Origin of the sequence: Ureibacillus massiliensis 4400831 = CIP 108448 = CCUG 49529 (assembly GCF_000772965.1) — a bacterium.
GTDB classification, from domain to species: Bacteria; Bacillota; Bacilli; order Bacillales_A; family Planococcaceae; genus Ureibacillus; species Ureibacillus massiliensis.
In genome coordinates, this window is record NZ_JPVQ01000010.1 from 54,352 (window position 1) to 77,722 (window position 23,371).

The 23,371-nt window shown below is 34.8% G+C and carries 15 protein-coding genes, 1 pseudogene and 1 other annotated feature; of the genes and pseudogenes, 10 read left to right on the forward strand and 6 right to left on the reverse strand.

The genetic code is table 11. The features are described 5' to 3' along the window. The first annotated feature begins 153 nt into the window (after window positions 1-153). Window positions 154-1,239, forward strand: coding sequence for a bifunctional 3-deoxy-7-phosphoheptulonate synthase/chorismate mutase (locus CD30_RS07460; RefSeq protein WP_036174754.1), 1,086 nt, complete (start codon window positions 154-156; stop codon window positions 1,237-1,239). Between the two features lie 145 nt (window positions 1,240-1,384). After that, on the forward strand, window positions 1,385-2,389 hold the full coding sequence (gene ccpA / locus CD30_RS07465; protein ID WP_036174757.1) for a catabolite control protein A: 1,005 nt from the start codon (window positions 1,385-1,387) through the stop codon (window positions 2,387-2,389). A gap of 52 nt (window positions 2,390-2,441) precedes the next feature. Here ccpA and CD30_RS07470 read toward each other — a convergent pair whose 3' ends face one another. From CD30_RS07470 to CD30_RS07480, 3 genes are read right to left on the reverse strand one after another with little or no spacing between them, the layout of a single operon-like run. Then, a complete protein-coding gene (locus tag CD30_RS07470; RefSeq protein ID WP_036174760.1) occupies window positions 2,442-3,608 on the reverse strand; it encodes an acetoin utilization protein AcuC in 1,167 nt (388 codons plus the stop codon). Further along, window positions 3,605-4,252, reverse strand: a complete 648-nt coding sequence (locus tag CD30_RS07475) for an acetoin utilization AcuB family protein (RefSeq protein ID WP_036174764.1) — start codon at window positions 4,250-4,252, stop codon at window positions 3,605-3,607. Before CD30_RS07475 ends, CD30_RS07470 begins: the two co-directional genes overlap by 4 nt. A 15-nt stretch (window positions 4,253-4,267) precedes the next feature. Continuing rightward, complete coding sequence (locus CD30_RS07480; RefSeq protein WP_036174766.1) at window positions 4,268-4,900, reverse strand: GNAT family N-acetyltransferase; 633 nt, start codon at window positions 4,898-4,900, stop codon at window positions 4,268-4,270. 228 nt (window positions 4,901-5,128) lie between these two features. On the opposite strand from CD30_RS07480, the gene acsA reads away from it, so the two are divergent. The 5 genes from acsA to CD30_RS07505 all read left to right on the forward strand — a co-directional run bounded on the left by acsA (window position 5,129) and on the right by CD30_RS07505 (window position 11,331). Continuing rightward, complete coding sequence (gene acsA / locus CD30_RS07485; protein WP_170933646.1) at window positions 5,129-6,856, forward strand: acetate--CoA ligase; 1,728 nt, start codon at window positions 5,129-5,131, stop codon at window positions 6,854-6,856. Between the two features lie 308 nt (window positions 6,857-7,164). Continuing rightward, window positions 7,165-8,199 (forward strand): N-acetyl-gamma-glutamyl-phosphate reductase, encoded by a 1,035-nt coding sequence (argC, locus tag CD30_RS07490; protein ID WP_036174770.1) that lies wholly within the window; start codon window positions 7,165-7,167, stop codon window positions 8,197-8,199. Between the two features lie 33 nt (window positions 8,200-8,232). Continuing rightward, window positions 8,233-9,459, forward strand: a complete 1,227-nt coding sequence (argJ, locus tag CD30_RS07495; RefSeq protein WP_036174773.1) for a bifunctional ornithine acetyltransferase/N-acetylglutamate synthase — start codon at window positions 8,233-8,235, stop codon at window positions 9,457-9,459. After that, window positions 9,422-10,201 (forward strand): acetylglutamate kinase, encoded by a 780-nt coding sequence (argB, locus tag CD30_RS07500; RefSeq protein WP_036174776.1) that lies wholly within the window; start codon window positions 9,422-9,424, stop codon window positions 10,199-10,201. The genes argJ and argB overlap by 38 nt, the downstream gene beginning before the upstream one ends. Beyond that, on the forward strand, window positions 10,198-11,331 hold the full coding sequence (locus tag CD30_RS07505) for an acetylornithine transaminase (RefSeq protein ID WP_036174779.1): 1,134 nt from the start codon (window positions 10,198-10,200) through the stop codon (window positions 11,329-11,331). Before argB ends, CD30_RS07505 begins: the two co-directional genes overlap by 4 nt. Before the next feature lie 81 nt (window positions 11,332-11,412). Here CD30_RS07505 and CD30_RS07510 read toward each other — a convergent pair whose 3' ends face one another. Continuing rightward, on the reverse strand, window positions 11,413-14,346 hold the full coding sequence (locus CD30_RS07510) for a transglycosylase domain-containing protein (RefSeq protein ID WP_052126093.1): 2,934 nt from the start codon (window positions 14,344-14,346) through the stop codon (window positions 11,413-11,415). 101 nt (window positions 14,347-14,447) lie between these two features. Continuing rightward, window positions 14,448-14,652, forward strand: a binding site (T-box leader). Window positions 14,653-14,861: 209 nt separating this feature from the next. Here CD30_RS07510 and tyrS point away from each other — a divergent pair. Next, window positions 14,862-16,130 carry a tyrosine--tRNA ligase gene (gene tyrS, locus CD30_RS07515; protein WP_036174782.1) on the forward strand — a complete coding sequence of 423 codons (1,269 nt, stop codon included), beginning with the start codon at window positions 14,862-14,864 and terminating at the stop codon, window positions 16,128-16,130. A gap of 102 nt (window positions 16,131-16,232) precedes the next feature. On the opposite strand, the gene CD30_RS07520 is transcribed toward tyrS, so the two are convergent. Further along, a complete protein-coding gene (locus CD30_RS07520; RefSeq protein WP_036174785.1) occupies window positions 16,233-18,245 on the reverse strand; it encodes a methyl-accepting chemotaxis protein in 2,013 nt (670 codons plus the stop codon). 454 nt (window positions 18,246-18,699) lie between these two features. Between CD30_RS07520 and CD30_RS07525 the strand changes: the two genes are divergently transcribed. Next, on the forward strand, window positions 18,700-20,445 hold the full coding sequence (locus CD30_RS07525) for a methyl-accepting chemotaxis protein (protein WP_036174788.1): 1,746 nt from the start codon (window positions 18,700-18,702) through the stop codon (window positions 20,443-20,445). A gap of 547 nt (window positions 20,446-20,992) precedes the next feature. Beyond that, window positions 20,993-22,293: pseudogene (locus CD30_RS07530) on the forward strand (hemolysin family protein). 68 nt (window positions 22,294-22,361) lie between these two features. On the opposite strand, the gene rpsD reads toward CD30_RS07530, so the two are convergent. Then, window positions 22,362-22,964, reverse strand: a complete 603-nt coding sequence (rpsD, locus tag CD30_RS07535; protein WP_036174791.1) for a 30S ribosomal protein S4 — start codon at window positions 22,962-22,964, stop codon at window positions 22,362-22,364. Between the last annotated feature and the right edge of the window lie 407 nt (window positions 22,965-23,371).

The following is a 23,371-nucleotide window of genomic DNA, read 5'->3' on the forward strand; positions in this document are numbered from 1 at the left end:
AAAACTTTAAATATACTTTAACGAGTTGAAGCGCTAAATTAAAAGACGTGACATTCTGAATATATTTGATTATAATAAGGTTATTATCTTAAAATGTATCATACATTTCAGACTTCTGAAAGAGTTGCGGTACGAAGGAGAGGAGAAAAGGGAATGAGTGAGCAAAATTTAGAAGCACTTCGAAAGCAAATAGACGACTTAAATTTAGAGATTTTACGTCTTATTAACGAACGCGCTGAGATTGTCAATGAAATCGGTAAAATCAAAGAAAAACAAGGGGTAAACCGATATGATCCTCTTCGCGAACGTCACATGTTAAATCTATTAAAAGAACACAATAAAGGCCCGTTAAATCAAATGACGGTTGATTATATATTTAAGCAAATCTTTAAAACGGCTCTTAAACAACTAGAGGCAGATAAAAAGAAAGAATTGCTAGTATCACGTAAGAAAAAGTCAGAAGATACTGTCATTGAAATTAATGGTGAAAAAATTGGTTCAGGTATCCCATCATTTGTGTTCGGTCCATGTTCAGTTGAATCTTATGAACAAACTGCTAAAGTAGCTGAAACGCTTAAAGAAAAAGGCATGAAAATGATTCGTGGTGGTGCTTACAAACCACGTACATCTCCATATGACTTCCAAGGACTTGGTTTAGAAGGATTGAAAATTTTAAAACGTGTTTCTGAAGAGTACGGTTTAGCGGTTGTTACTGAAATTGTGACACCAGCGCATATTGAAGAAGCATTAGATTATATTGATGTTATTCAAGTTGGAGCACGTAACATGCAAAACTTTGAATTGTTAAAAGCAGTTGGTGCGACAAATAAACCAGTACTATTAAAACGTGGTTTAGCCGCAACGATTGATGAATTCATCCATGCAGCAGAATATATCATGTCAAAAGGTAATGAAAACATTATATTATGTGAACGTGGAATTCGTACTTATGAGAAAGCTACTCGTAATACGTTAGACATCTCTGCAGTACCGATTTTAAAACAAGAAACTCATTTGCCTGTATTTGTTGATGTGACACATTCAACAGGTCGTCGTGACTTATTGTTACCTTGTGCAAAAGCAGCAATAGCAATCGGTGCAGATGGTATTATGGCAGAAGTACATCCTGATCCGTCTGTTGCATTATCTGATTCTCAACAGCAAATGGATATTCCTCAATTCAATAGTTTCTATGAAGAAATTCAAAAATTCATGAAGCAATATGAATTTAAAGCATAATATTAAAAATAAAGCCGATCAGTTAATGGTCGGCTTTCTTGTACATTTAGTACCAGTTAATTACAAAAAGTGTACTTTTTATTGAAAAAGTAAATGTATATGTCGTATGATGAAAGCAACAATATATAAAAAGGAGGCGTATCCTTTGACTGTAACAATATATGATGTAGCACGTGAAGCAAATGTTTCAATGGCAACTGTATCACGTGTAGTTAATGGAAATCAAAATGTGAAGCCATCCACAAGGAAAAAAGTATTAGAAGTTATTGAAAGATTAGAATATAGACCAAACGCCGTTGCAAGAGGGTTAGCAAGTAAAAAAACCACTACTGTAGGGGTAATTATACCTGATATTTCAAATAATATTTATGCAGAGGCAGCACGTGGAATCGAAGATATTGCAACAATGTACCGCTATAATATTATTTTGGCGAATTCGGACCAAAATGAAGAAAAGGAATTATCATTACTTGATACAATGTATGGAAAACAAGTAGATGGTATCGTAATGATGAGTGATGCTGTAACAGAGAAATTACATAAGTCAATGGAACATTCTCCTGTACCCATCGTATTAGCAGGATCTGTTGATGATACAAATCAGTTTCCTTCTGTAAATATTGATTACTTCCAAGCTTCCTATGAGGCAATGCAACTTCTAATCAATAACGGACATACAAGGATTGCATTCTTATCCGGTCCACTGAACTATACGATTAATTCAAAATTCAAATTAGAGGCCTATAAAAAGGCACTACAAGATGCGAATATTGAACTTGATGAACGCTTAATTATATCTGAGGATGGTTCCTATGATAGTGGGTTAGAAGCGTGGGAAACATTGAGAGAGCTAGAAGCACCACCAACTGCCTTTTTTGCTGGTAGTGATGAACTAGCTATCGGAATTATTCATGGTGTTCAGGATGATGGAAAAAAAGTTCCTGACGATGTAGAAGTAATTAGTTTTGAAAACTCAAAGCTGGCAAGAATGGTTCGACCACGTTTAACAAGCGTTGTCTTTCCTCTATATGACATCGGCGCTGTTGCAATGCGTTTATTAACAAAAATCATGAACAAAGAGGACAATGTGAAAGACAAAAATGTCATCATACCTCATCGTATAGAGACACGTCAATCTGTTAAGCTGTAAATTTAAAAGGTAAGCTAGTTAGAAAGATTCTTTCTAACTAGCTTACCTTTTTTCATCTTGCTTTGTTTTTTTCATTACGAATGATATGTAAAGCTTTTTTTAACATTTGTTCATTTTTTTCTTCAATTTCCGTTTTTCTTGGAATTGGTTCGTATAATGGGTTTGGGTCCTCCCATGTTGGAATGAAAGGTACCGGTGACTTACCTTGCCACTTATTTAGCCATTCCTTTGGTAGAGGTCCGGTAGGTGTAGCCAAATCATTCATTTCTGTCCAAATATAAGACCATGCTCTAGGTACTACCCGCCAAATATCATAGCCTCCACCTCCGACTGCAATCCATCGTCCATCACAATACTTGTGTGCTAATCTATGTGCGATTTTCGGTATTTCACGATAAATATTCATAGTACCGTATAAATGTGTAAGTGGATCAAAATAATGGGCATCTGCACCGTTTTGAGTAAACACAACATCAGGCTTAAAAAATTCAAAAACCTCGTTCATGGCTTCCTCGTATATGTTTAAAAAGCTATCATCTTCAGTAAAGGCATCGATAGGAAAGTTAAAGGATGTGCCATATCCTTGCCCGTTTCCGCGTTCAGTAACATTACCTGTTCCGGGAAATAAGTATCTTCCTGTTTCATGAATCGAAAGGGTGCAAACATTGGGGTCATCATAAAATGCCCATTGAACTCCGTCACCGTGATGTGCATCCGTATCAATATATAAAACTCGGACATTATATTTTTTTTGCATATAATGGATTGCTATACTGCTATCATTATAGATGCAAAATCCAGAGGCGCGTCCATGAAAACCATGATGTAAGCCTCCACCGAGATTAAGGGCATGTTTGCTTTTTGCTTGCATTACAGAATCAACCGCCTGTAAAGTACCACCGACGAGCAGTGCACTTGCTTCATGCATATTTTCAAAAATGGGTGTATCTTCCGTACCAATTCCATAGTTCTCTGCAATTTGCGGATCAATTAAGCCTTTCCCAGCTTTTTTTACTATGTCAATATACTTTTCATCATGCGCCAGGGCAATTTCCTCATCGGTAGCCATTCTTGCGGGGATAATATCATCATCCTTTAAGGCACCTATACTTTTCAGTAAATCCATCGTTAATAGTAATCTTTGATGATTGAAGGGATGAGAATCAGAAAATTTATATCCGAGTTGTTCAGGTGAGTATACGAAGACAGCGTTTTTCATTGTGTAATACCTGGAAGATTTGGCCAAAGCACGTCAAATCCTGCTTTCTTTAAATCTTCAATAATCATAAGGGGATTTAAAATTTGAACTCGGATTGTAATAATTTTATAATCTCTTTTTTTAGAATCAGGGAACACTAGCACACTTAATACATTTGCTTTATGGTTTTTAAATATGTGCAGTATATCTGACAAAATTCCTGATCGATCCTTCACCCTTATATCAATCTTAGAAGATGGTTTATTCGCTCCTGTTAGCTCAATATATGTATAAAGCAAATCAGATGATGTAACGATGCCAACAAGCTGACCACCAGATACAATTGGAATACAGCTGATTTGCATATCATAAAAAGTAAGTGCAATTTCTTCAACAAAGTCTAGTGGATGACCGACGATCACCTCTTTAATCATCATATTTTCGATATTTTCTTCATAAATAGAAATAGTTGGATCAGCTTGTAAATTAGAGGGAAGTGCGTTTTTTATTGTATTTGAAGTGACAAGACCGACTAATTTTTTATCATTATCAATAATTGGTATATGTCGGATACTTTTCTCCTTCATCAATCGTAAAGCATCTCGAACTGTATTTTTAGGTGAAAGGGTTAAAACATCCGTCTTCATAATTTCTTCGATAATCATATTCTTACCCCCTTTTTAATACATAAATCTATTTTTAAATCGTAATCTATCGAATCTTTCAAGTGTATCCTCATTAACTCGTTTCCCAATGCGGGCCATAAGACAATTAGCAGGGTGAGAAGTAATTTCTGGGTCGTCTGTTGCATAAGGTTCAAAACCAACAGAACTCATAAGACGTTCCATCATTTTACGATATTCCCAAACATTTAAGCCAGAACCCTTTAAATCCCAATGCCAATAATATTCAGTTGTAATAACTAAATAATCTTCCATATGATCATCAATAAAAGAGACTTCTAAAAGTCTTTTACCTACTCCACATCCCCTATAAGAAGGAATAATTTCAATGGCACCAAGTTCAATCATATTTTCGATTTTATCTTCAGACCATCTTTCAAGTGGGTCGGGATACAAGTATGTGACATAACCTACAACTAAACTTTCTTTTCGGCTTATAAAAATTCGGCCTTCTTCAAGTTCTGCTATTTCTACTAAAGCTTTTTTTTGCTGTTCTGGAGGTCTAAAAGAAGTTAATCCCTCATGAAATGTATATTTAGAAAGTTGTTCTGGAGTTACGGGTCCTTCGATAACAATAAGTCCATTTTGTGTCTCCATTTCAACGCTATAAAAATTTTTAATATGTTCCATTTTACCCAAACACCACCTGGACATGATACTACCATTATATATTAATTAATGCGCGAAAAAGCTCGCTTTTGCAGAAAAATGTGAAAAATTTAAAAAATAAAATTATTTTGCCTATAGTATTACATTTATTGTAAAATGTATGTATGTTTTAACTTTGAACGCAGGGATGTACGTTTTAAAGTTAAAACTTTATTTTATAGCAAAATTATATAGAAAGGGGTAATTTTTATGGGGATGAAAATTACAGACAGATTAGTTGCAGATGTCGGTGATCATCATTTGAAAAATTATGATGAGACTGTAGCGACTTTCAATTGGGGAACAGTTGAAAAGGCATTTAGTTGGTATACAACGGGGAAGCTAAATGCTGCATATGAAGCAATTGATCGTCATACAGAAGGTTTTAGGAAAGATAAAATTGCACTTTATTTTGATGACGGTAATCGAAAGGAAAGCTATTCCTTTAACGAAATGAAGATGATGACGAATAAAGCTGCAAATGTTTTTAAAGAGTTTTCGAGCTTGCAAAAAGGTGATCGTTTATTTGTATTTTTACCAAGAACACCTGAGCTATATTTTGCACTACTTGGTGCTATTAAAATGGGTGTTATTGTTGGCCCATTGTTTGAAGCATTTATGGAAGGTGCAGTTTATGATCGACTTTCAGATAGTCAGGCAAAAGTTGTTGTAACAACGAAGTCATTACTAAGTCGTATACCAATTGACAAACTTCCAAATTTAGAAAAGATTTTTGTTGTTGGGGATGAGGTAGAGGAAACTGACAAAATAGTCAGCTTTAAAGAGAAGCTAGATCAAGCTTCACCAAATTTTGAAATTGTATGGGTAGATCGAGAAGATGGAATGTTACTTCATTATACGTCAGGATCTACTGGGGCCCCTAAAGGAGTGCTTCATGTTCACAATGCAATGATTCAACAATACCAAACAGCACAATGGGTATTAGATTTAAAAGATGAGGATATCTATTGGTGTACTGCTGACCCTGGATGGGTAACGGGTACTGCTTATGGTATTTTTGGCCCTTGGTTAAATGGAGTAACCAACCTTATTGTAGGTGGTAGATTTACACCACAAGCTTGGTATGGTGCAATAGAAAAATATGGTGTAACAGTTTGGTATAGTGCACCAACTGCTTTTCGTATGCTAATGGGTGCTGGTACTAGTGTTCTAGAAGGATATAATCTGTCTTCACTTCGTCATGTGTTATCGGTTGGGGAACCGTTGAATCCAGAAGTCATTCGTTGGGGAATGGATGAACTTGGACATCGAATACATGATACATGGTGGATGACTGAAACAGGTGCACATATGATATGTAACTACCCTACAATGGACATTAAGCCAGGTTCAATGGGTAAACCGATTCCAGGAGTACAGGCGGCAATCGTTGATGATGAAGGTAATGAGTTACCACCATTTACAATGGGGAATTTAGCTCTTCGTAAAGGTTGGCCTTCGATGATGCGTGCAATTTGGGGGAATCCAAGCAGATATGAATCGTACTTCTTAAAAGGTGAATGGTATGTTTCAGGAGACTCAGCCTATACGGATGAGGATGGTTATTTTTGGTTCCAAGGTCGTATTGATGATGTCATTATGACTTCTGGAGAGCGCGTAGGCCCATTTGAAGTAGAAAGTAAATTATTAGAACATCCTGATGTTGTAGAAGCAGGTGTTATTGGTAAACCTGACCCAGTACGTGGTGAAATTATTAAAGCATTTATTGCATTACGAGAAGGTGTCGAACCATCAGACGAACTTGCAGAAGAAATTCGTAATTTTGTAAAAACAGGTTTAGCAGCACATTCTGCACCACGTGAAATTGAATTTAAAGACAAATTACCAAAAACCCGTAGTGGTAAAATCATGCGTCGCGTATTAAAAGCATGGGAATTGAACTTACCAACTGGTGATTTATCTACAATGGAAGACTAATAGTTTTTTTTATTTTGATTGTGAAAAAAATAACATGCTGATTCCGTTGGGATTAATAATTATACAAATGTAAATATGAGAACTCTTAAGTTGTTGTGTATCAACACTTTTGGGTTCTTTTTATTTTGTATTAAAATTATATCAAAAAAACTTATATATCAACGGAATATGATGTGAATATAAAAAGGACTAGGGATTATTTGAAAGGGAGATTTTGTAAAAATAAAAATATAAATATATAAAAATACAGTTGACTTAATAAATATACAGTCTTATACTTACTGTATCTTGTTTTAGAGGTGAATCGAATGAAAGTTGGAATTATAGGGGCAACGGGTTATGGAGGATTAGAATTAATTCGTTTTTTACACAATCATCCGGAGGTGGAGAAAATTGATTTATTCACTTCTTCAGATGAAGGGACTGTATTTTCATCACGATTTGGTCATTTACTAACAATCCATGACGAACCATTGAAAAAAATAGGCGTAAATACACTATCAAATTTTGATGTTATTTTTACAAGTACACCTTCGGGGGTAACAAGTAAGCTATTACCTCCACTTGTTGGTGTCGGACCAAAATTAATTGATTTATCAGGTGACTATCGTTTGAAAAATCCACACGACTATGAGAAGTGGTACAAAAAAGATTCAGCTCCAACTGAATTGCTTAAAGATAGTGTTTATGGATTAACTGAATGGAACGAAGAAGAAGTAAAAAAAGCTAGTTTAATAGCAAATCCAGGATGTTACCCGACTGCTGTATTATTATCCATTTTACCTTTTATAAAAGAAAAACTGATTGATCCGAGTTATCTAATTATTGATGCAAAAAGCGGAATTTCTGGTGCGGGAAATAAACCATCCCAAGCAACACATTTTAGTGAAGCGAATGAAAATTTTTCTATATACAAAATAAATGAACATCAGCATATTCCAGAAATTGAGCAAGCAATAGACTTGTTTGCAGGAGTAAAAACAACGATTTCATTTAATACGCATCTTGTTCCCATGACAAGAGGAATTTTGGCTACTACCTATGCTCCAATATTTGAAGGGGTTACGGAAGAACAACTAATTGACTGTTTACTAGATACGTATAAAAATAATCCATTTGTTAGAATCGTGACAGATGTAAATTCAATAGGAACGAACCGAGTAAAAGGATCTAATTTCTGTGATATTTTAGTGAAATTAGATAAGCGAACGAACCGTGTAACAATCATTGGTGTAATAGATAATTTAGTGAAAGGTGCTGCAGGGCAAGCAATTCAAAATATGAACGTACAATTTGGATTACCTCAAACGGATGGATTGGATGTAGTACCACTATTTATTTAACAAAACTAGGGGAATTTAGAGGAGGAAAATAATGTGTCAAAGGTTAGCTATGAGTTAAAAAGACTTTCAAGCAAAAACATTGTTTCACCAAAAGGTTTTAAAGCAGCCGGTATTCATTGTGGGATTAAACATAAGAAGAAAGATTTAGCAATGTTGGTTAGCGATGTTCCTGCAAGTGTTGCAGGTGTCTTTACAACCAATGCTGTGCAAGCAGCACCTTTAACGGTGACAAAGGAAGTTGTTTATAAAAATGGGAAGATGCAAGCACTTATTGTAAACTCAGGGAATGCCAATGCATGTACTGGAAAGCAAGGACTTGCAGATGCAATTGAAATGCAACAGTTAGCTGCAAATAAATTAGGAATCGATCCAATCTTAGTTGGGGTTGCTTCAACTGGCGTAATAGGCGAAATTATGAAAATGGAACCTGTACGTAGTGGAATTAATAAAATAGAGCTCGGTGATTCTTTAGAGAATGCGATTGATTTTTCTCAAGCCATTATGACAACGGATACAGTGATGAAAAATACAACTTACAGTACAACAATTGATGGCTATGAAGTCATTATTTCAGGTAGTGCTAAAGGCTCGGGAATGATCGAACCAAATATGGCAACCATGCTAGGATTTATCACGACAGACGCAAATATTGATTCGGAAAATTTACAGTATGCATTGTCTAAAATAACGGATTTAACATTTAATGCAATTACTGTTGATGGTGATACATCAACTAATGATACAGTGCTTGTTATGGCAAATGGTTTAGCAGGAAACGATCCATTATCACCACTACATCCTGATTGGACTAATTTCTATGAAGCTTTAAAAGCTACATGTGAGGATTTAGCAAAATCTATCGCAAGAGATGGTGAAGGGGCAACGAAATTAATAGAAGTTGAAGTTGATGGTGCGATTTCAGATGAAGAGGCTCGTAAAATTGCAAAAACAGTGGTTGGATCACCTTTAGTGAAAACAGCTGTATTTGGTTGCGATGCAAATTGGGGTCGTATTATCGCAGCTGTTGGATATAGTGGAGCAACTGTTGATCCAGAAAAAATCACGATTAAAATTGGCAATGCATTACTGGTTGAAAACGGTGAACCTGTCCCGTTTTCAGAGGACGAATTAATCCAAATTCTGAAGGCAAATGAAGTGAAAATTTATGTGTCATTAGAACAAGGAGCTGGACATGGATTAGCATGGGGGTGTGATTTAACATATGACTACGTTCAAATCAACGCATCATACCGCTCGTAAAACGATTGTCGTAAAACTTGGGGGAAGTACATTAGAAGGCTTAAATGAGGCCTTCTTTTCCAATTTTAAGAAATTACAGGAACAAGGTTACGATATGATTATTACACACGGTGGAGGCCCTGCGATTAATAGAGAGTTAGAAAAACAACAAGTTGATTCACATACACTAAATGGGATTCGTGTCACAAATAAAGATGCCATGGAAATCGTACAATCTACCCTCATTGGTAAAGTTAACCCAAAGCTTGTTTACGAATTAAATAACGCAGGAATCCCGTCCATCGGCTTAAATGGCTTTGATAATTTTTTACTTAAAGCGGAATTTTTAGATGAAGGTATATATGGACTTGTCGGTGAAGTAACAAAAGTGAATACGGATTTACTCTTTACACTGATTCGAAATGGAATTGTGCCAGTTATTGCATGTGTCGGGATTAATCATGAAGGGCAAGTACTAAACATCAATGGAGACACTGTAGCTTGTTCGGTAGCACTAGCAGTTCAAGCAAACAGTTTATTGCTTGTAACAGATGTCGCTGGAATTCGTATAGATGATGAATTTCAACAGTTAGCAACACCGTCTCAAATTGAACGGTGGATAGATGAGGAACAAATTTACGGTGGTATGATTCCGAAGGTGAGAGGTGCACTGAATGTGCTGAATCAAGGAGTGCCATCAGTACAAATTGTTAACGAACATTTAATAGGCACAACTATCATTCGTGAGGAGCAAATGAGATGAATGCATTATTTAATAATTATTCAAGAAGACCAATAAGCTTAGTCGATGGAAAAGGTACTGTAGTAAAGGATAGTAATGGGAAAAGTTATTTAGATTTTACAAGTGGTATCGCTGTTTTATGTTTAGGTCACGCACACCCATCACTTGTTAAGGCATTGCAAGAACAAAGCGAAAAAATTTGGCATACTAGTAACTTATTTGATAGTCCGGAGCAAGTGAAGCTAGCAGAATCATTAGTAAAGGATAATCATTTATCCCACGCATTCTTTTGTAATAGTGGGGCAGAAGCAAATGAGACAGCTATTAAAATGGCACGCAAACATACTGGTAAATCGAATATCATTACATTTGAAAATTCATTTCATGGTCGTACATTCGGCGCGATGAGTGCTACTGCACAGGAGAAAATTCATAAAGGGTTTGGACCATTAGTAGAAAAATTTACGTATCTTCCTTTCAACGATGCAAGAGCATTGAAAGATGCTGTTGACGATTCTGTAGCAGCCATTATGCTCGAAGTTGTTCAAGGTGAGGGTGGTGTAAATCCAATAACAGAAGAGTTCGCTAATACGATTCAAGATATTTGCTCAAATTCAGATGTTTTATTAATTATTGATGAAGTGCAAACAGGTATCGGAAGAACAGGTACACGTTTTGCCTTTGAACAAACACCATTAAAACCAAATTTAGTAACAATGGCAAAAGGATTAGGTGGAGGATTCCCAATTGCCGGAGTATTAGGAACATCAGAAATATATGACACCTTTAGTCCTGGTTCACACGGAACAACATATGGTGGAAATCCATTAGCTGTTGCTGTTTCACAAACAGTGATTGATATTGTTTTCCAAGATGATTTTTTAGATGAGGTAAAAGAAAAAGCAGCTTATATAACGAATAAATTAAATGACTTACTTCCGGAAGAGGAATTCACAATTCGTGGGATGGGTTTATTAATAGGAATTGAATTTAGTTCTAATGAAGTTGCACCTTATATTACAAAATTAGAAGAGGAGGGACTTCTAGTTTGTGGAGCAGGACCGAATGTAATACGCTTACTCCCTCCTTTAACAGTAACATTTGACGAAATTGATCAAGCGATTTCAATTCTTAAGAAGGTAATTTTCTAAAAATGGCAATAAAAAATAGTCAAAATAAAAAAGCTGAACGTTAAGTAATATTACTTAACTGTTCAGCTTTATTTATTTTAATTAATCCCAATCGTAATCATTGTCAGGAGCAATTATATCATCAATAACGTCTGGTTTATTTCCGTTATTGTTTCCTGGTGGTTTCCCATTACCATTTCCGGGATTGTTATTTTGACCATTGCCATTTCCGTTATGATTTCCTTCATCAACATTCCCGTCATTTGGATTTTGGGGATTTGATGAACCAGTTGTAACAGGTCCTGAATTATTAGATTCTAATCCAGTAATATCAACTGCTACAACGATATAAGTCTTACCTGATTCAATAACAAACTGTCTTCCATCACCATCTTTTAATGTTGCCACTAGATGACGATCGCCACCTGTTACATCATATATTCGATAGCCAATGACATCATTTGCTTTTGATTTTGTCCAAACAATATTATTTCCATTTAACGTCACCGTTACTGGTGGTGGATTTCCACTGTCAGGTTCTAATTTTGATGTTGAAATCACACTTTCGCTTAATGAAGAATTATTCGGTAATAGTTTGGCTGGATCGCCACCTAAACGTCCAAGCATTCTTTCAACGAATTCAGGATTTAAACCAATGCCACTTTCAATAACGAATTCACTAGGTGTAGAGTCAAGTGCAACATAAGCTTTTCCTTCAATCATCACCGTTGCAGATTGAGTGAAACTGTCATCTGATTTTGTTGGTAAAAATACATTTCGATTAAATAAATCTGATCTGACAAGCCCAGCATCTGAACAAGCTTCTGAAGGGGCGAGACCGGATATACCACAGAAGGAAGCATTAACGACGCCGTCTGGTGGTGAAAATTGTTCACTTGTACCAACAAGCTCTGGATTCACATCATACATGGCATTCATCATATTTGCCCATAACATATTAACTCGTGTACTTGGTTGATAGTACGTATTATTAAATTGATATAGTGAACGTTGCTCGTCGTAACCCATCCATAAACCAAGGGAAACATTTGGGTTATAACCTACGAACCATACATCACGATACTCTTGGGAAGTACCTGTTTTTGCTGCGAAATCCGATGAGAATTTAAGCATACTATTAGCTCTAGCGCCTGTTCCATAATCTAAAACATCTCGTAACATATCAGTGATCATATAAGCTGTTTCAGGCATATATACATCAACTGCTTCGGATTCATGCTCGAATACAACATTTCCATCTAAATCCACAATTTTTTCAATCATATATGCATCGATAAATTTACCGCCGTTAGCAAATGCAGTATATGCATTTGTATTTTCTTCAACAGTAGCTCCAATTTCCAATGCTCCAATAGCAGTAGCTAAGTTTACATAGTCTCCATCAGTTAATTTAGAAAATCCAAGTTTCTCTAAATATGTTGCTGGACGTCGATCGATAATCGAATCATATAAACGTAAAGCCGTTAAGTTTTGTGAATGTGCTAATGCTTCACGTGCAGGCATTAGTCCTCGTTCTTCGTTTGCACTATAGTTTGATGGCGCATAGCCGTCATAACTACGTACGAATTTCACATCGACAACCGGGCTTCCAGCACCTATTACACCGTATTCGATTGCAGGTCCATATGACAATAGAGGTTTCATCGTCGATCCATTTGAACGATAAGCCTGTGTTGCATGGTTTAAAGCTTCAATTTCGTAATCTCTACCACCAACAAAGCTTAGAATTCTTCCTGTTTTATTTTCAATTAACATACTTCCGACTTGAACGGGCATTTGCACTTCAATCTCTTCGTTTGTTTCAGGATCTAATGTTGTTGTTGTAAAGGTATGTCCGTAATACTCGAAGTTTTTCGCAACTTCTTGCATAGTATCGTACATCTCTTTATCTATTGTTGAATAGATGCGATAGCCGCTTGAGCGAATATCTCGATCAGCAAGTATTAAATATTTCTCAAGTAAATTCTCTTCTTCATCTAAACGAGCTGGGTCAATGCCATCCTTCTCAGCAAGAACACCTGCAATAATTCTTTTCGCACGATTTTCTAACTCATAAGTTAACCAAGGATAGTTATCTTGAGCCTGGTCCTCTGGTTCACGGAAATCCTTTGTAATGTCATAATGGATCGCCTCATTGTACTCAGCTTCATTGATATAACCAACTTCTAACATTCGAGATAACACAATCTTCATACGTTCAATACCAGGTTCAAGACCTTGTGCGTCCTTTAATTGACCATATTGCGTAAATGGAGTATAAGCAAATGGTGCCTGAGGGATACCAGCAATATAGGCAGCTTGTGGAAGATTTAGTTCCGAAGCTCGAATCCCAAATATCCCTTGGGCTGCGGTTTCAATACCTGCTATATTACGCCCTGACGCATTTCTACCATAAGGAATAATATTAAGATAGGCTTCTAAGATTTCATCCTTATTCATAAATTTCTCAAGTCTTAATGCAAGTAGTATTTCTCTTGCTTTTCGTTCGTAAGAAACTTCATTTGTTAAAATCTGATTTTTAATGAGCTGTTGTGTTAATGTAGAACCACCAGTTTGTGTACTTGAATTTAAGAAGTCTTGTAAAAGTCCACGAATAACGGCTTTTGGTACAATTCCGTTATGCTCGCGGAAATACTCATCTTCTGTTGCAAGAACAGCGTTTAAGACAAGTGGTGAAACATCTTCTAATTTTGTTTCTCTTCGCTCCAAGTCAGTTCGAAGTTTACCTATGTAAATATTATTCGCAAAATAGATTTCACTAGTCTCTTCATAATTATAGATTTGGCTTAACATTTCATCCTTTGATTGAAGATGTTCGTCTTTTACAAGGGAAGCAAAATATCCTGCGCCTAATGCAGAAATAAACACAAAACCTGTTATTATTATAAATAAGAAAACTAAAGATAGATTCCAAACAACGCTTAACGTGATACGATAAGGACGTGTGCGTTCAGAAGTAGTCAATAGTTCTATTTTGTCATTTAATTGTTTGATACGTTTTTTAAATTGATCCACTTAATCGCCCCCTAAAATCTTGTCTATTATAGCATATTTCGAAAATTTCGTTATATATTTATTGACATTGTAATGAAATTCAGTAGAATTATCAGTATAGTTTTCAAGCATTGATAAGTTTGAAGTAGTGTTTTCATTCCCTGTTAAGAGAGCTAGCGGTTGGTGCAAGCTAGTCAAAGTGAAATGCACGAATTACGTTCTTGGAGCTTGAACGTCATTGTCGCGATATGACAAAGAATGAGTGGAAGAAGGATATCTTCTTCAAGCCGGGTGGTACCGCGTTATACTGATATTAACGTCCCTGCATGCAAAAGAGAATTTTGTATGCAGGGGCTTTTTATTTTGTCTTAGGCAATGCACAATCTTCAGGCTACAAGATACTTACCAATTATAGAGAAGACCTTCCTTGTAATAATGAGAAATAGTGTTTTTTACAAATTCACAGGTTTACTTTGGGTACTTTTGTATAATTAATCTTTTATTAATAAAACATAAGGTAGTAGGAGGAATTTATAATGACGAACCAATTAATCGAAGATCTAAAGTGGCGAGGTTTGTTATATCAACAAACAGATGCTGAAGGAATGGAAAAACTATTAAATGATGAGAAAGTATCATTATATGTAGGTGTCGATCCAACGGCTGATTCGATGCATATTGGACATATTGTTCCGCTATTAACATTGCGTCGTTTTCAACAAGCAGGCCACCGACCAATCCTTTTAGTTGGTGGTGCTACAGGGATGATTGGAGATCCATCCGGCCGATCAGAAGAAAGACAGCTTCAAACAGTTGAGCAAATTGATAAAAATGTTCAAGGGATTAAAGCGCAATTAGAAAGAATCTTTGAATTCAATGCAGGAGACAATAGTGCGTTACTCGTAAACAATTACGATTGGATTGGAAAAATGAGTACGATAGAATTTCTTCGTGATTACGGGAAATTAATAAATGTAAATTACATGTTGGCAAAAGATACCATTTCTTCTCGCCTAGATACAGGTATTTCCTTTACTGAGTTTACTTATACAATTATTCAAGGAATTGATTTTAATCACCTATATGATCACTATAATGTACGAATCCAAGTAGGTGGATCTGACCAATGGGGGAATATTACGACTGGCTTAGAAGTTATCCGTAAAACCCATGAAGAAGAAACAAAAGCTTTCGGAATTACCATTCCACTTGTTACAAAAGCGGATGGTACGAAATTCGGTAAAACTGCTGGTGGGGCAGTTTGGTTAGATGCTGAAAAAACGACTCCATATGAATTTTATCAATTTTGGATTAATTCAGCAGATGCTGATGTAATTAAATACTTAAAAATCTTTACGTTTTTAAGCCGAGAGGAGATTGAAGCGTTAGAAGTGTCTGTACAGGAAGAACCACATTTACGTAAAGCACAAAAGACGCTAGCAGAGGAAATGACACGTTTGATTCATGGTGAAGATGCACTTGAAACGGCAAAGCGTATTACTGATGCACTTTTCTCTGGTGATTTAAAAGCATTATCTGCAAATGAGATGAAAAATGCCTTTAAAGACGTTCCATCCACAGAATTACCTAAGGAAGATAAAAATATTGTGGATGTCCTAGTGGAAGCGAATATTTCATCTTCAAAACGTCAAGCACGTGAGGATGTTACAAACGGAGCAATCTCTATTAATGGAGAAAAAGTTACGGATTTAGATTACGTAGTAGATGGAAAAGATAGACTTGAAGACGAGTTCGCCATCATCCGCCGCGGTAAGAAAAAATACCATATGGTAAAATTCCAATAAACATTAATAAAAAGGCATTCAGAATTTAGAGTTCTGAATGCCTTTTGTCATCTATCCCAGAAACTATCTTTAGTTAAGACAGTTTCGAGTAGAATTTATAAATTATATTTTAAATTGATTAACATGATTTTTAAGATCTTCGGCTAAATTAGCTAGTGATTTTGCAGAAGAATTAATTTCTTCCATTGACGCTAACTGTTCTTCCGTAGATGCTGCTACTTCCTCTGAAGTTGCCGCGTTTTCTTGCGATATTTCTGTAATGTTTTTCGCTTTTGAAACAACTTCCTCAACATACTCATAGATCGTTTCCAATGTATTTGTCATTTCTTCAATTTGAGGTGTAATATTACGTGAGTTTTCAATAATTTTAATAAATCTCTCAGATGTCGCCTCAGTTACTGTTACACCAGTATTAGCATTTTCAAGTACTTCACCCATCATTTTAACAGAGACTTCAGTATCCTTTTGAATACTAGCGATAATTTCTCCAATAAGTTGAGTAGATGATTGTGACTGTTCAGCTAATTTTCTAACTTCGTCAGCTACAACTGCAAATCCTTTACCATGTTCGCCAGCTCTTGCAGCTTCAATAGCAGCATTTAACGCAAGTAAATTTGTTTGGTCAGCAATGCCACTAATCACATTTAGAATTTCGCCAATTTCTTTTGAACGTGTTGATAAAGATTGGATTACTTCATTTGATTTGCCAACTGACTCATGGATATATTTCATTTGGTTAAGATTGTCTTCAACTGACTCTCGTCCAACTTCTGCTTCTTTCGATGATTCTCGGGCTAGATCTGTTACTTCTTTTGATTTTACTGAAATACCGGAAATACCACCAAGTACTTTTTCTAAAGATTTCTCATTTTCTTCAAGATGCTCTGTAGACTTTTCTACTCCACTAGCAATATCTTGAATAGCTGTTGAAACTTGTTCAGTTGCATGTGAAGTTTGAGAAGAGCTTGCTGTTAATTCCTCAGAAGATGATGCTAAGTGATCAATAGTTTGTTTTAAAGTTTTAATAATACCACTTAATGTATTTACCATACCGTTAAAACTATTACCTAATTGACCAATTTCATCATCACTTTTAACGATAATTTTCTCAGTAAAGTCACCATCAGCTATTTTATTCGAAGAACGAATTAATGAATTGATAGGTTTTGTAATTGATCTAATAACAAATGTAATTAAAATACTGCCGACTAAAATACTTGCGACAATAACAATTATAGTATTTATTAATACTGGCATCGCTGCCTTATCTATTTCATTTGTATACATTGTACCCGCTAACTTCCATCCAGTTAGCTCGTTAGTAGCAAAGAACATATCTTTAGAGTCTTTACCCTCATGTATATAACTAAATGTTCCAGAATCGCTATTGTATAAGTTGTTATTTTGTATATTATCTGGTGCTAGTGATCCAAGTTCTTTTTCAGGATGGTAAACGAATTTACGATCAGCATCTAGTATGTAAATGTAACCTTCATCACCAATTTTAATATCTTCTGTTATTTTTTTTACTTCTTCTAAACTAACGTTAACACCAACTACGCCTTGTCCGTCTTTTGTAGTTTTAGATACAGTCACTACCAAATTTCCTGTAGCAGCTGAGACATAAGGACTTGAAACAACAGCTTGACCTTTATTTTCCATTGCCTTTTTATACCAGTCTCTTGTTCTTGGGTCATAGTCTGGGGGATTAGCTGTAGAAGCAGGAGAATTAATATAAACTCCATTTTCTGTACCGATAAAGGCTAATTCTAATTCTTCATGTATATCTTTGTATGTATTCAACTGATTGGAAACATCAGCACTAACACCAATATTAGAATTTGCTTGTGTAGTAATATTCGAAGAGTCTATTGATTCTGAAAGTAATTCAATATCTTTCATTTTAGGCTCAATAATTTTATTAATCGTTTCATTTAGCGTGTCAACTGAAAAAGTAGCTGCCTGCCAAATGTCATCTCGTACTACGTCTTTTGAAAACTTAAATGCAAATGCACCTACAATTACGGCCGGAGCAATTAAGATTAATAAAAATGCTGTCCATAATTTCGTTTTCAAAGTTACCTTAAATTTAATCTTTTTCTTTCTTTTTTCCACGATGTAATTTTCCTCCATAATAGTATTTTCACATAATAATAGTTAATCATAGCGTAAAGGGACTATTTTGTATTGGGAATTTTCGCTTATGTGAATGAGTTGGTTTTCAATTATATTGTGATAATTGAACCTAAATATTGTTTTTTTATATGGAAATAAGCACTTTAATAGGTAATTTTACTTATTGAATGAATATAAATATAAGAAAAATAAATTATAAGTCATATAAAAACGACAAATTTCTTTTTTATGATAACTGTTAAGTAAATTTAAAAATTATGTGAATATTTTAGTGTTAATAATAATGATGATGAAACGATTACTTCAAAAAAATAAATAGCATCTTAAAAACATCATAAAAACAAATTATTTGTCGAAAAATGAAAAAATTTATCTATTTCATATGGAAATATCTATAAAAATGTCGAAAATATTACTAGATAGGAGGAAAAAAATGAAGAAAAATCTAAAATTGAAAAGTATTTCAAGTAAGTTAATGTTACTCATCTCAATTATCATTATTGTGACAGTGGGGATTATTGGTACAACGAGTTACATTATTGCTAAAGATCAGCTTTTAGAATCAGGTAAAAGAGAGTTACAAAACATTGCCGAAGGGGCTCATGCAGTATTAGAGTTAATAAATGAAAACGTAGAAAATGGTGAACTAACTTTAGAGGAAGGGCAAGAGAGAGCGAGAGTAATTTTAAATGGACCAAAAGATGACAATGGGGTCTATAATTTTAAACAATCTAATTTTACATACAAAGAAAAAGGGTTTATCCACGGCTATGATGAAGATTTAATATTGCAAATCCATCCATCTGAAACTGGTGGTGCTCCATCAGATGAACAAAATAGAAGTAATCGTGAACTCATTTTCAATACTGGTAAAGCACAAAATAAAGCAGATCGATTTGTGACATTTTTAAACCAAGAGGATGATGGTTCCTATAAAGAAAAAATTGCCTATGAGCAATATTTTGAACCTTGGGGCTGGACTGTCGGCATTACTGTGTTTACAGAAGAATTTTATGCGGGATTAAATATTTTACAATATATGATTTTCGGTTCAACAGTTGTATTGATACTTTTAAGTTCTATTGTTTTTTACTTTGCAATCCGAAAGAAAGTCAATACACTAAAAGAAATAGCTGTAGCGTCTACACAAATTGCGGATGGGCACATAAAAATTACAAACCTATCTGAATCAAGTGACGAAATAGGACAACTTGCAGTAGCCTTCAATAAAATGTCAGGGCAATTACGTACATTAATCGAAAAAACGAAAAACACTAGTGAACAATTGCTAGATTCAGCAACTAGCTTATCTGCAATTTCGGAAGAAACATCGGCTAGTAGTGAAGAAGTTGGTAAAGCCATTACAGAAATTGCAACGGGTACACAAGCACAAGCTAGCGATTTAGAAGAAATCAACAGAAGAGTAGAGCTATTATCTACATCAGTAGAAACAATGGAAAATCAAAGCAATGAAATGCAAAACATAACTAAGTCTGCTGAAGAAATAGCAACAGAAGGAATTGAGATCGTCCATCAATTACAGCAATCAAACAATGATTCTTTAACAGCATCTCAAGAAGTTAGTGATGAAATTAGAAAATTAAATAGTAAAACAGCACAAATTACTGAAGTAATGGAAACGATTGAAAGCATTGCTGAAGCGACAAATTTACTAGCTTTAAATGCAAGTATTGAAGCAGCAAGAGCTGGAGAGTATGGTAAAGGCTTCTCTGTTGTTGCTGATGAGATTAGGAAATTAGCAGAACAATCAAAAAATGCTACTCATCAAGTACAAGAAGTAGTGTCTACTATTGTTTCTGAAACGACTAAAACAGTGGAAACTGTTGAAGGTACAATGAAAACTGCTAAAAAGTTAAATGATGATGTAACCCTAACACGAAGCAAATTTAATCAAATGTCTGAATCAATTAAAAAAATAGCACAATCGTTACAATCAGTTAATCAAGAAATGGATACTATGAAGTCTTATAATAAGCTGATGAGTGAAGGCGTCGAAAATGCATCCAGCGTTTCAGAACAAACAGCTGCTTCCGTACAAGAAATCTCATCTTCTATTGATGAGCAAATTAATGCGATTGCTAACGTTACAATCGCTGCAGAAAAACTAACGGAAATGAATAAAGAATTAAATACTTTAATGAGGTACTATACTTTATAATTGATTAATAGAAACTCCTTAATTCTAATATTTTTAGATTAAGGAGTTTTTTAATTTAATTTTGCATAATTTCAATAATTTATATTGTATGACTTGAGATGAATATTTTATATATGCAATTCATATCACTCCACATCCTTTAAATGGTAAACAAGTTGTTGAAGGCATTGTATGACTTATGATGAGTTGATTATTTGTTAATCTGGAAAAAATAGTGATATTTTAAACAACTGAGTTCGCAACTTAAATACATATTGATGTAAAAGATGTTCCCGGCAATTCGGAAAAGAGTTCGCTGGGTTTTTTTATTACAAAAGTCGGTTAATTTTACACTATAGCGTCAAACCTAATAGTACTAATGTGATTTAAATTAAAACACAAGTAATGCAACAGTACATCATTTAGATGTAGTTCTTTTTAAATTTGATGATAATCCAATTAACAAATAAAAAAATTCGCTTATTTTAATTGGAGTTATAGATGACTGAAAAACGCTATGTTTTAAACTGTGAGGAGGTGGAGTCTTACTATTTAGTAAGACGACGAGTTGACGGCGATCAATTTAAGTATTTTTGTTTTATTAATTATTTTAACTGCCTTTTTGTTGCAACTGAGTTTGCCATTGTAAAGATTCGATCCTCGCGTATAGAACAGCTGTTAGAGGAAGGGCATAAGGGTGCAAAAGCAGCAAAGCATGTAGTAAGTCACCTTGATGAATATTTATCTGCCTGTCAATTGGGCATTACCGTAACTGCACTAGGAATTGGTATGGTAGGTGAATCAACATTTGAATTTATTTTACATCCCATGTTTGCGGCCATTGGAATAGGGCCTGAGTACGTTCATTATTTTACAATCGCAGGGGCTTTTGCGTTGGCGACTTTCTTTCACGTTGTAGTTGGGGAATTGGCGCCAAAATCGGTGGCTATACAAAAATCTGAACAAATCACATTACTATTTGCAAAACCTATTATGATTTTTTATAAAATTCTATTTCCTTTCATTTGGTTCTTAAATGGTTCAGCTCGTGTGTTAATCGGAATTTTTGGGATGAAGCCAGCAAGTGAACACGAGCTTTCTCATACAGAAGAGGAACTTCGTTTATTACTTACAGAAAGCTTTAAAAGTGGGGAAATCAATCAAAATGAATTAAAGTATGTGAATAATGTTTTTGAATTTGATGAAAGAATTGCCCGAGAAATAATGGTCCCAAGAACTAGAATAGTCGCATTTGAAAAAGCTGCTACTTTTGAAGAGATTTTAAATATTGTTTCGGTGGAGCGTTATACTCGTTACCCTGTTTACGAAGGAGACCGAGATAATATTTTGGGATTTATCAATATTAAAGATTTCTTAACGTTAGGTATGAATAATCGAATTAAACCAGAAACATTTAATATAGAAGATTTTATTAATCCAATTATCAACATTTTAGAAACTACACCAATCAATGATTTACTGCTAAAAATGCAGAAGGAGCGTAGCCATATCGCCATTTTACTAGACGAGTATGGTGGCACATCAGGTCTTGTAACCGTTGAAGATATTTTAGAGGAAATCGTTGGTGAGATTCGGGATGAATTTGATGATGATGAAGTGGCAGAAGTAAGGAAAGTTGGAGAGGGTGCATACATTATTGATGCGAGTGTTTTATTAGAAGACGTGGAAGAATTGCTAAATATTGAGTTTGATGTTTCGGATGTCGATACGATTGGTGGGTGGTATTTTACACAGGATGTGGAGTTAAAAGAAAATCAGACAATCAATTATAGTGGATATACTTTTTCTATTCATGAAAAAGAGAATCGACAGATTAATTATGTGAAGATAAAAAGGAATTTACTCTAAATTTAAGTCGTGAAAAACTGAAAAACCATCAAATCCAAAGAAAGGATTTGATGGTTTTATTAAAACGATTAACGAGAGTAGAACTCAACGATTAATTGTTCTTGGATATCAGCTGATAATTCAGAACGCTCTGGAAGACGTACGAAAGTACCTTCTTTTTTGTCAGCGTCGAATGATAAATAATCAGGAACGAAGTTGTTTACTTCGATAGCTTCAGCTACAACAGCAAGGTTTTGTGATTTTTCACGAAGAGAAATCGTTTGACCTGGTTTTACACTGTAAGATGGAATGTCAACGCGTTTACCATCTACTAAAATGTGACCATGGTTAACTAATTGACGTGCTCCACGACGAGTGCGAGCTAAACCTAAACGGTAAACTAGGTTGTCAAGGCGAGTTTCAAGAAGGATCATGAAGTTTTCACCGTGTAAACCTTTTAATTTACTTGCTTTATTGAATACGTTTTTGAATTGACGTTCAGTCATACCGAACATATGACGAAGTTTTTGTTTTTCTTGTAATTGTAAACCGTATTCAGATAATTTTTTACGTTGGTTTGGACCGTGTTGACCTGGTGCATAAGGGCGTTTTTCTAATTCTTTACCTGTGCCGCTTAAAGAAATACCAAGGCGACGTGACACTTTCCAAGATGGACCTGTATAACGAGACATATAGAGTCTCCTCCTTTAAATTTGGTTTTTTGGTGTACAAAGAAAACCAGTTGTATCCGATACTCATAAGGATTTTATTTTCATGTATCTTCGCCCCTGCAGCCGAAAGGGTTACGCAATACACCTTCTTATAATTAAGAGGAATAAAATACTTAAAAGTTTATACAACTGCTGCATTCATTTTACACAAAGAACATTGTATAATTTTTAAGGTTTAACGTCAAGAAATATCGTCCTATAATTTTATAGTTATGGAGTATATATATAAGTAACCTTTCTTTATAAATATATATCTAACAAACCATAATTTTATAGTCATTTAGGCATAAAAAGTGTATACTTGAATAATATTGATATATATGAAATAAACGAAAAGTTATGGTTATTTAGATTTAGAAAAGGTGATT

Bases quoted from the DNA above. Each gene is read 5' to 3' on its own strand.
- rpsD (WP_036174791.1), bottom strand. From the start codon at position 22,964: ATGTCTCGTTATACAGGTCCATCTTGGAAAGTGTCACGTCGCCTTGGT.
- argC (WP_036174770.1), top strand. From the start codon at position 7,165: ATGAAAGTTGGAATTATAGGGGCAACGGGTTATGGAGGATTAGAATTA.
- acsA (WP_170933646.1), top strand. From the start codon at position 5,129: ATGGGGATGAAAATTACAGACAGATTAGTTGCAGATGTCGGTGATCAT.
- CD30_RS07505 (WP_036174779.1), top strand. From the start codon at position 10,198: ATGAATGCATTATTTAATAATTATTCAAGAAGACCAATAAGCTTAGTC.
- CD30_RS07470 (WP_036174760.1), bottom strand. From the start codon at position 3,608: ATGAAAAACGCTGTCTTCGTATACTCACCTGAACAACTCGGATATAAA.
- CD30_RS07475 (WP_036174764.1), bottom strand. From the start codon at position 4,252: ATGATTATCGAAGAAATTATGAAGACGGATGTTTTAACCCTTTCACCT.
- tyrS (WP_036174782.1), top strand. From the start codon at position 14,862: ATGACGAACCAATTAATCGAAGATCTAAAGTGGCGAGGTTTGTTATAT.
- argB (WP_036174776.1), top strand. From the start codon at position 9,422: ATGACTACGTTCAAATCAACGCATCATACCGCTCGTAAAACGATTGTC.
- CD30_RS07460 (WP_036174754.1), top strand. From the start codon at position 154: ATGAGTGAGCAAAATTTAGAAGCACTTCGAAAGCAAATAGACGACTTA.
- CD30_RS07480 (WP_036174766.1), bottom strand. From the start codon at position 4,900: ATGGAACATATTAAAAATTTTTATAGCGTTGAAATGGAGACACAAAAT.
- CD30_RS07525 (WP_036174788.1), top strand. From the start codon at position 18,700: ATGAAGAAAAATCTAAAATTGAAAAGTATTTCAAGTAAGTTAATGTTA.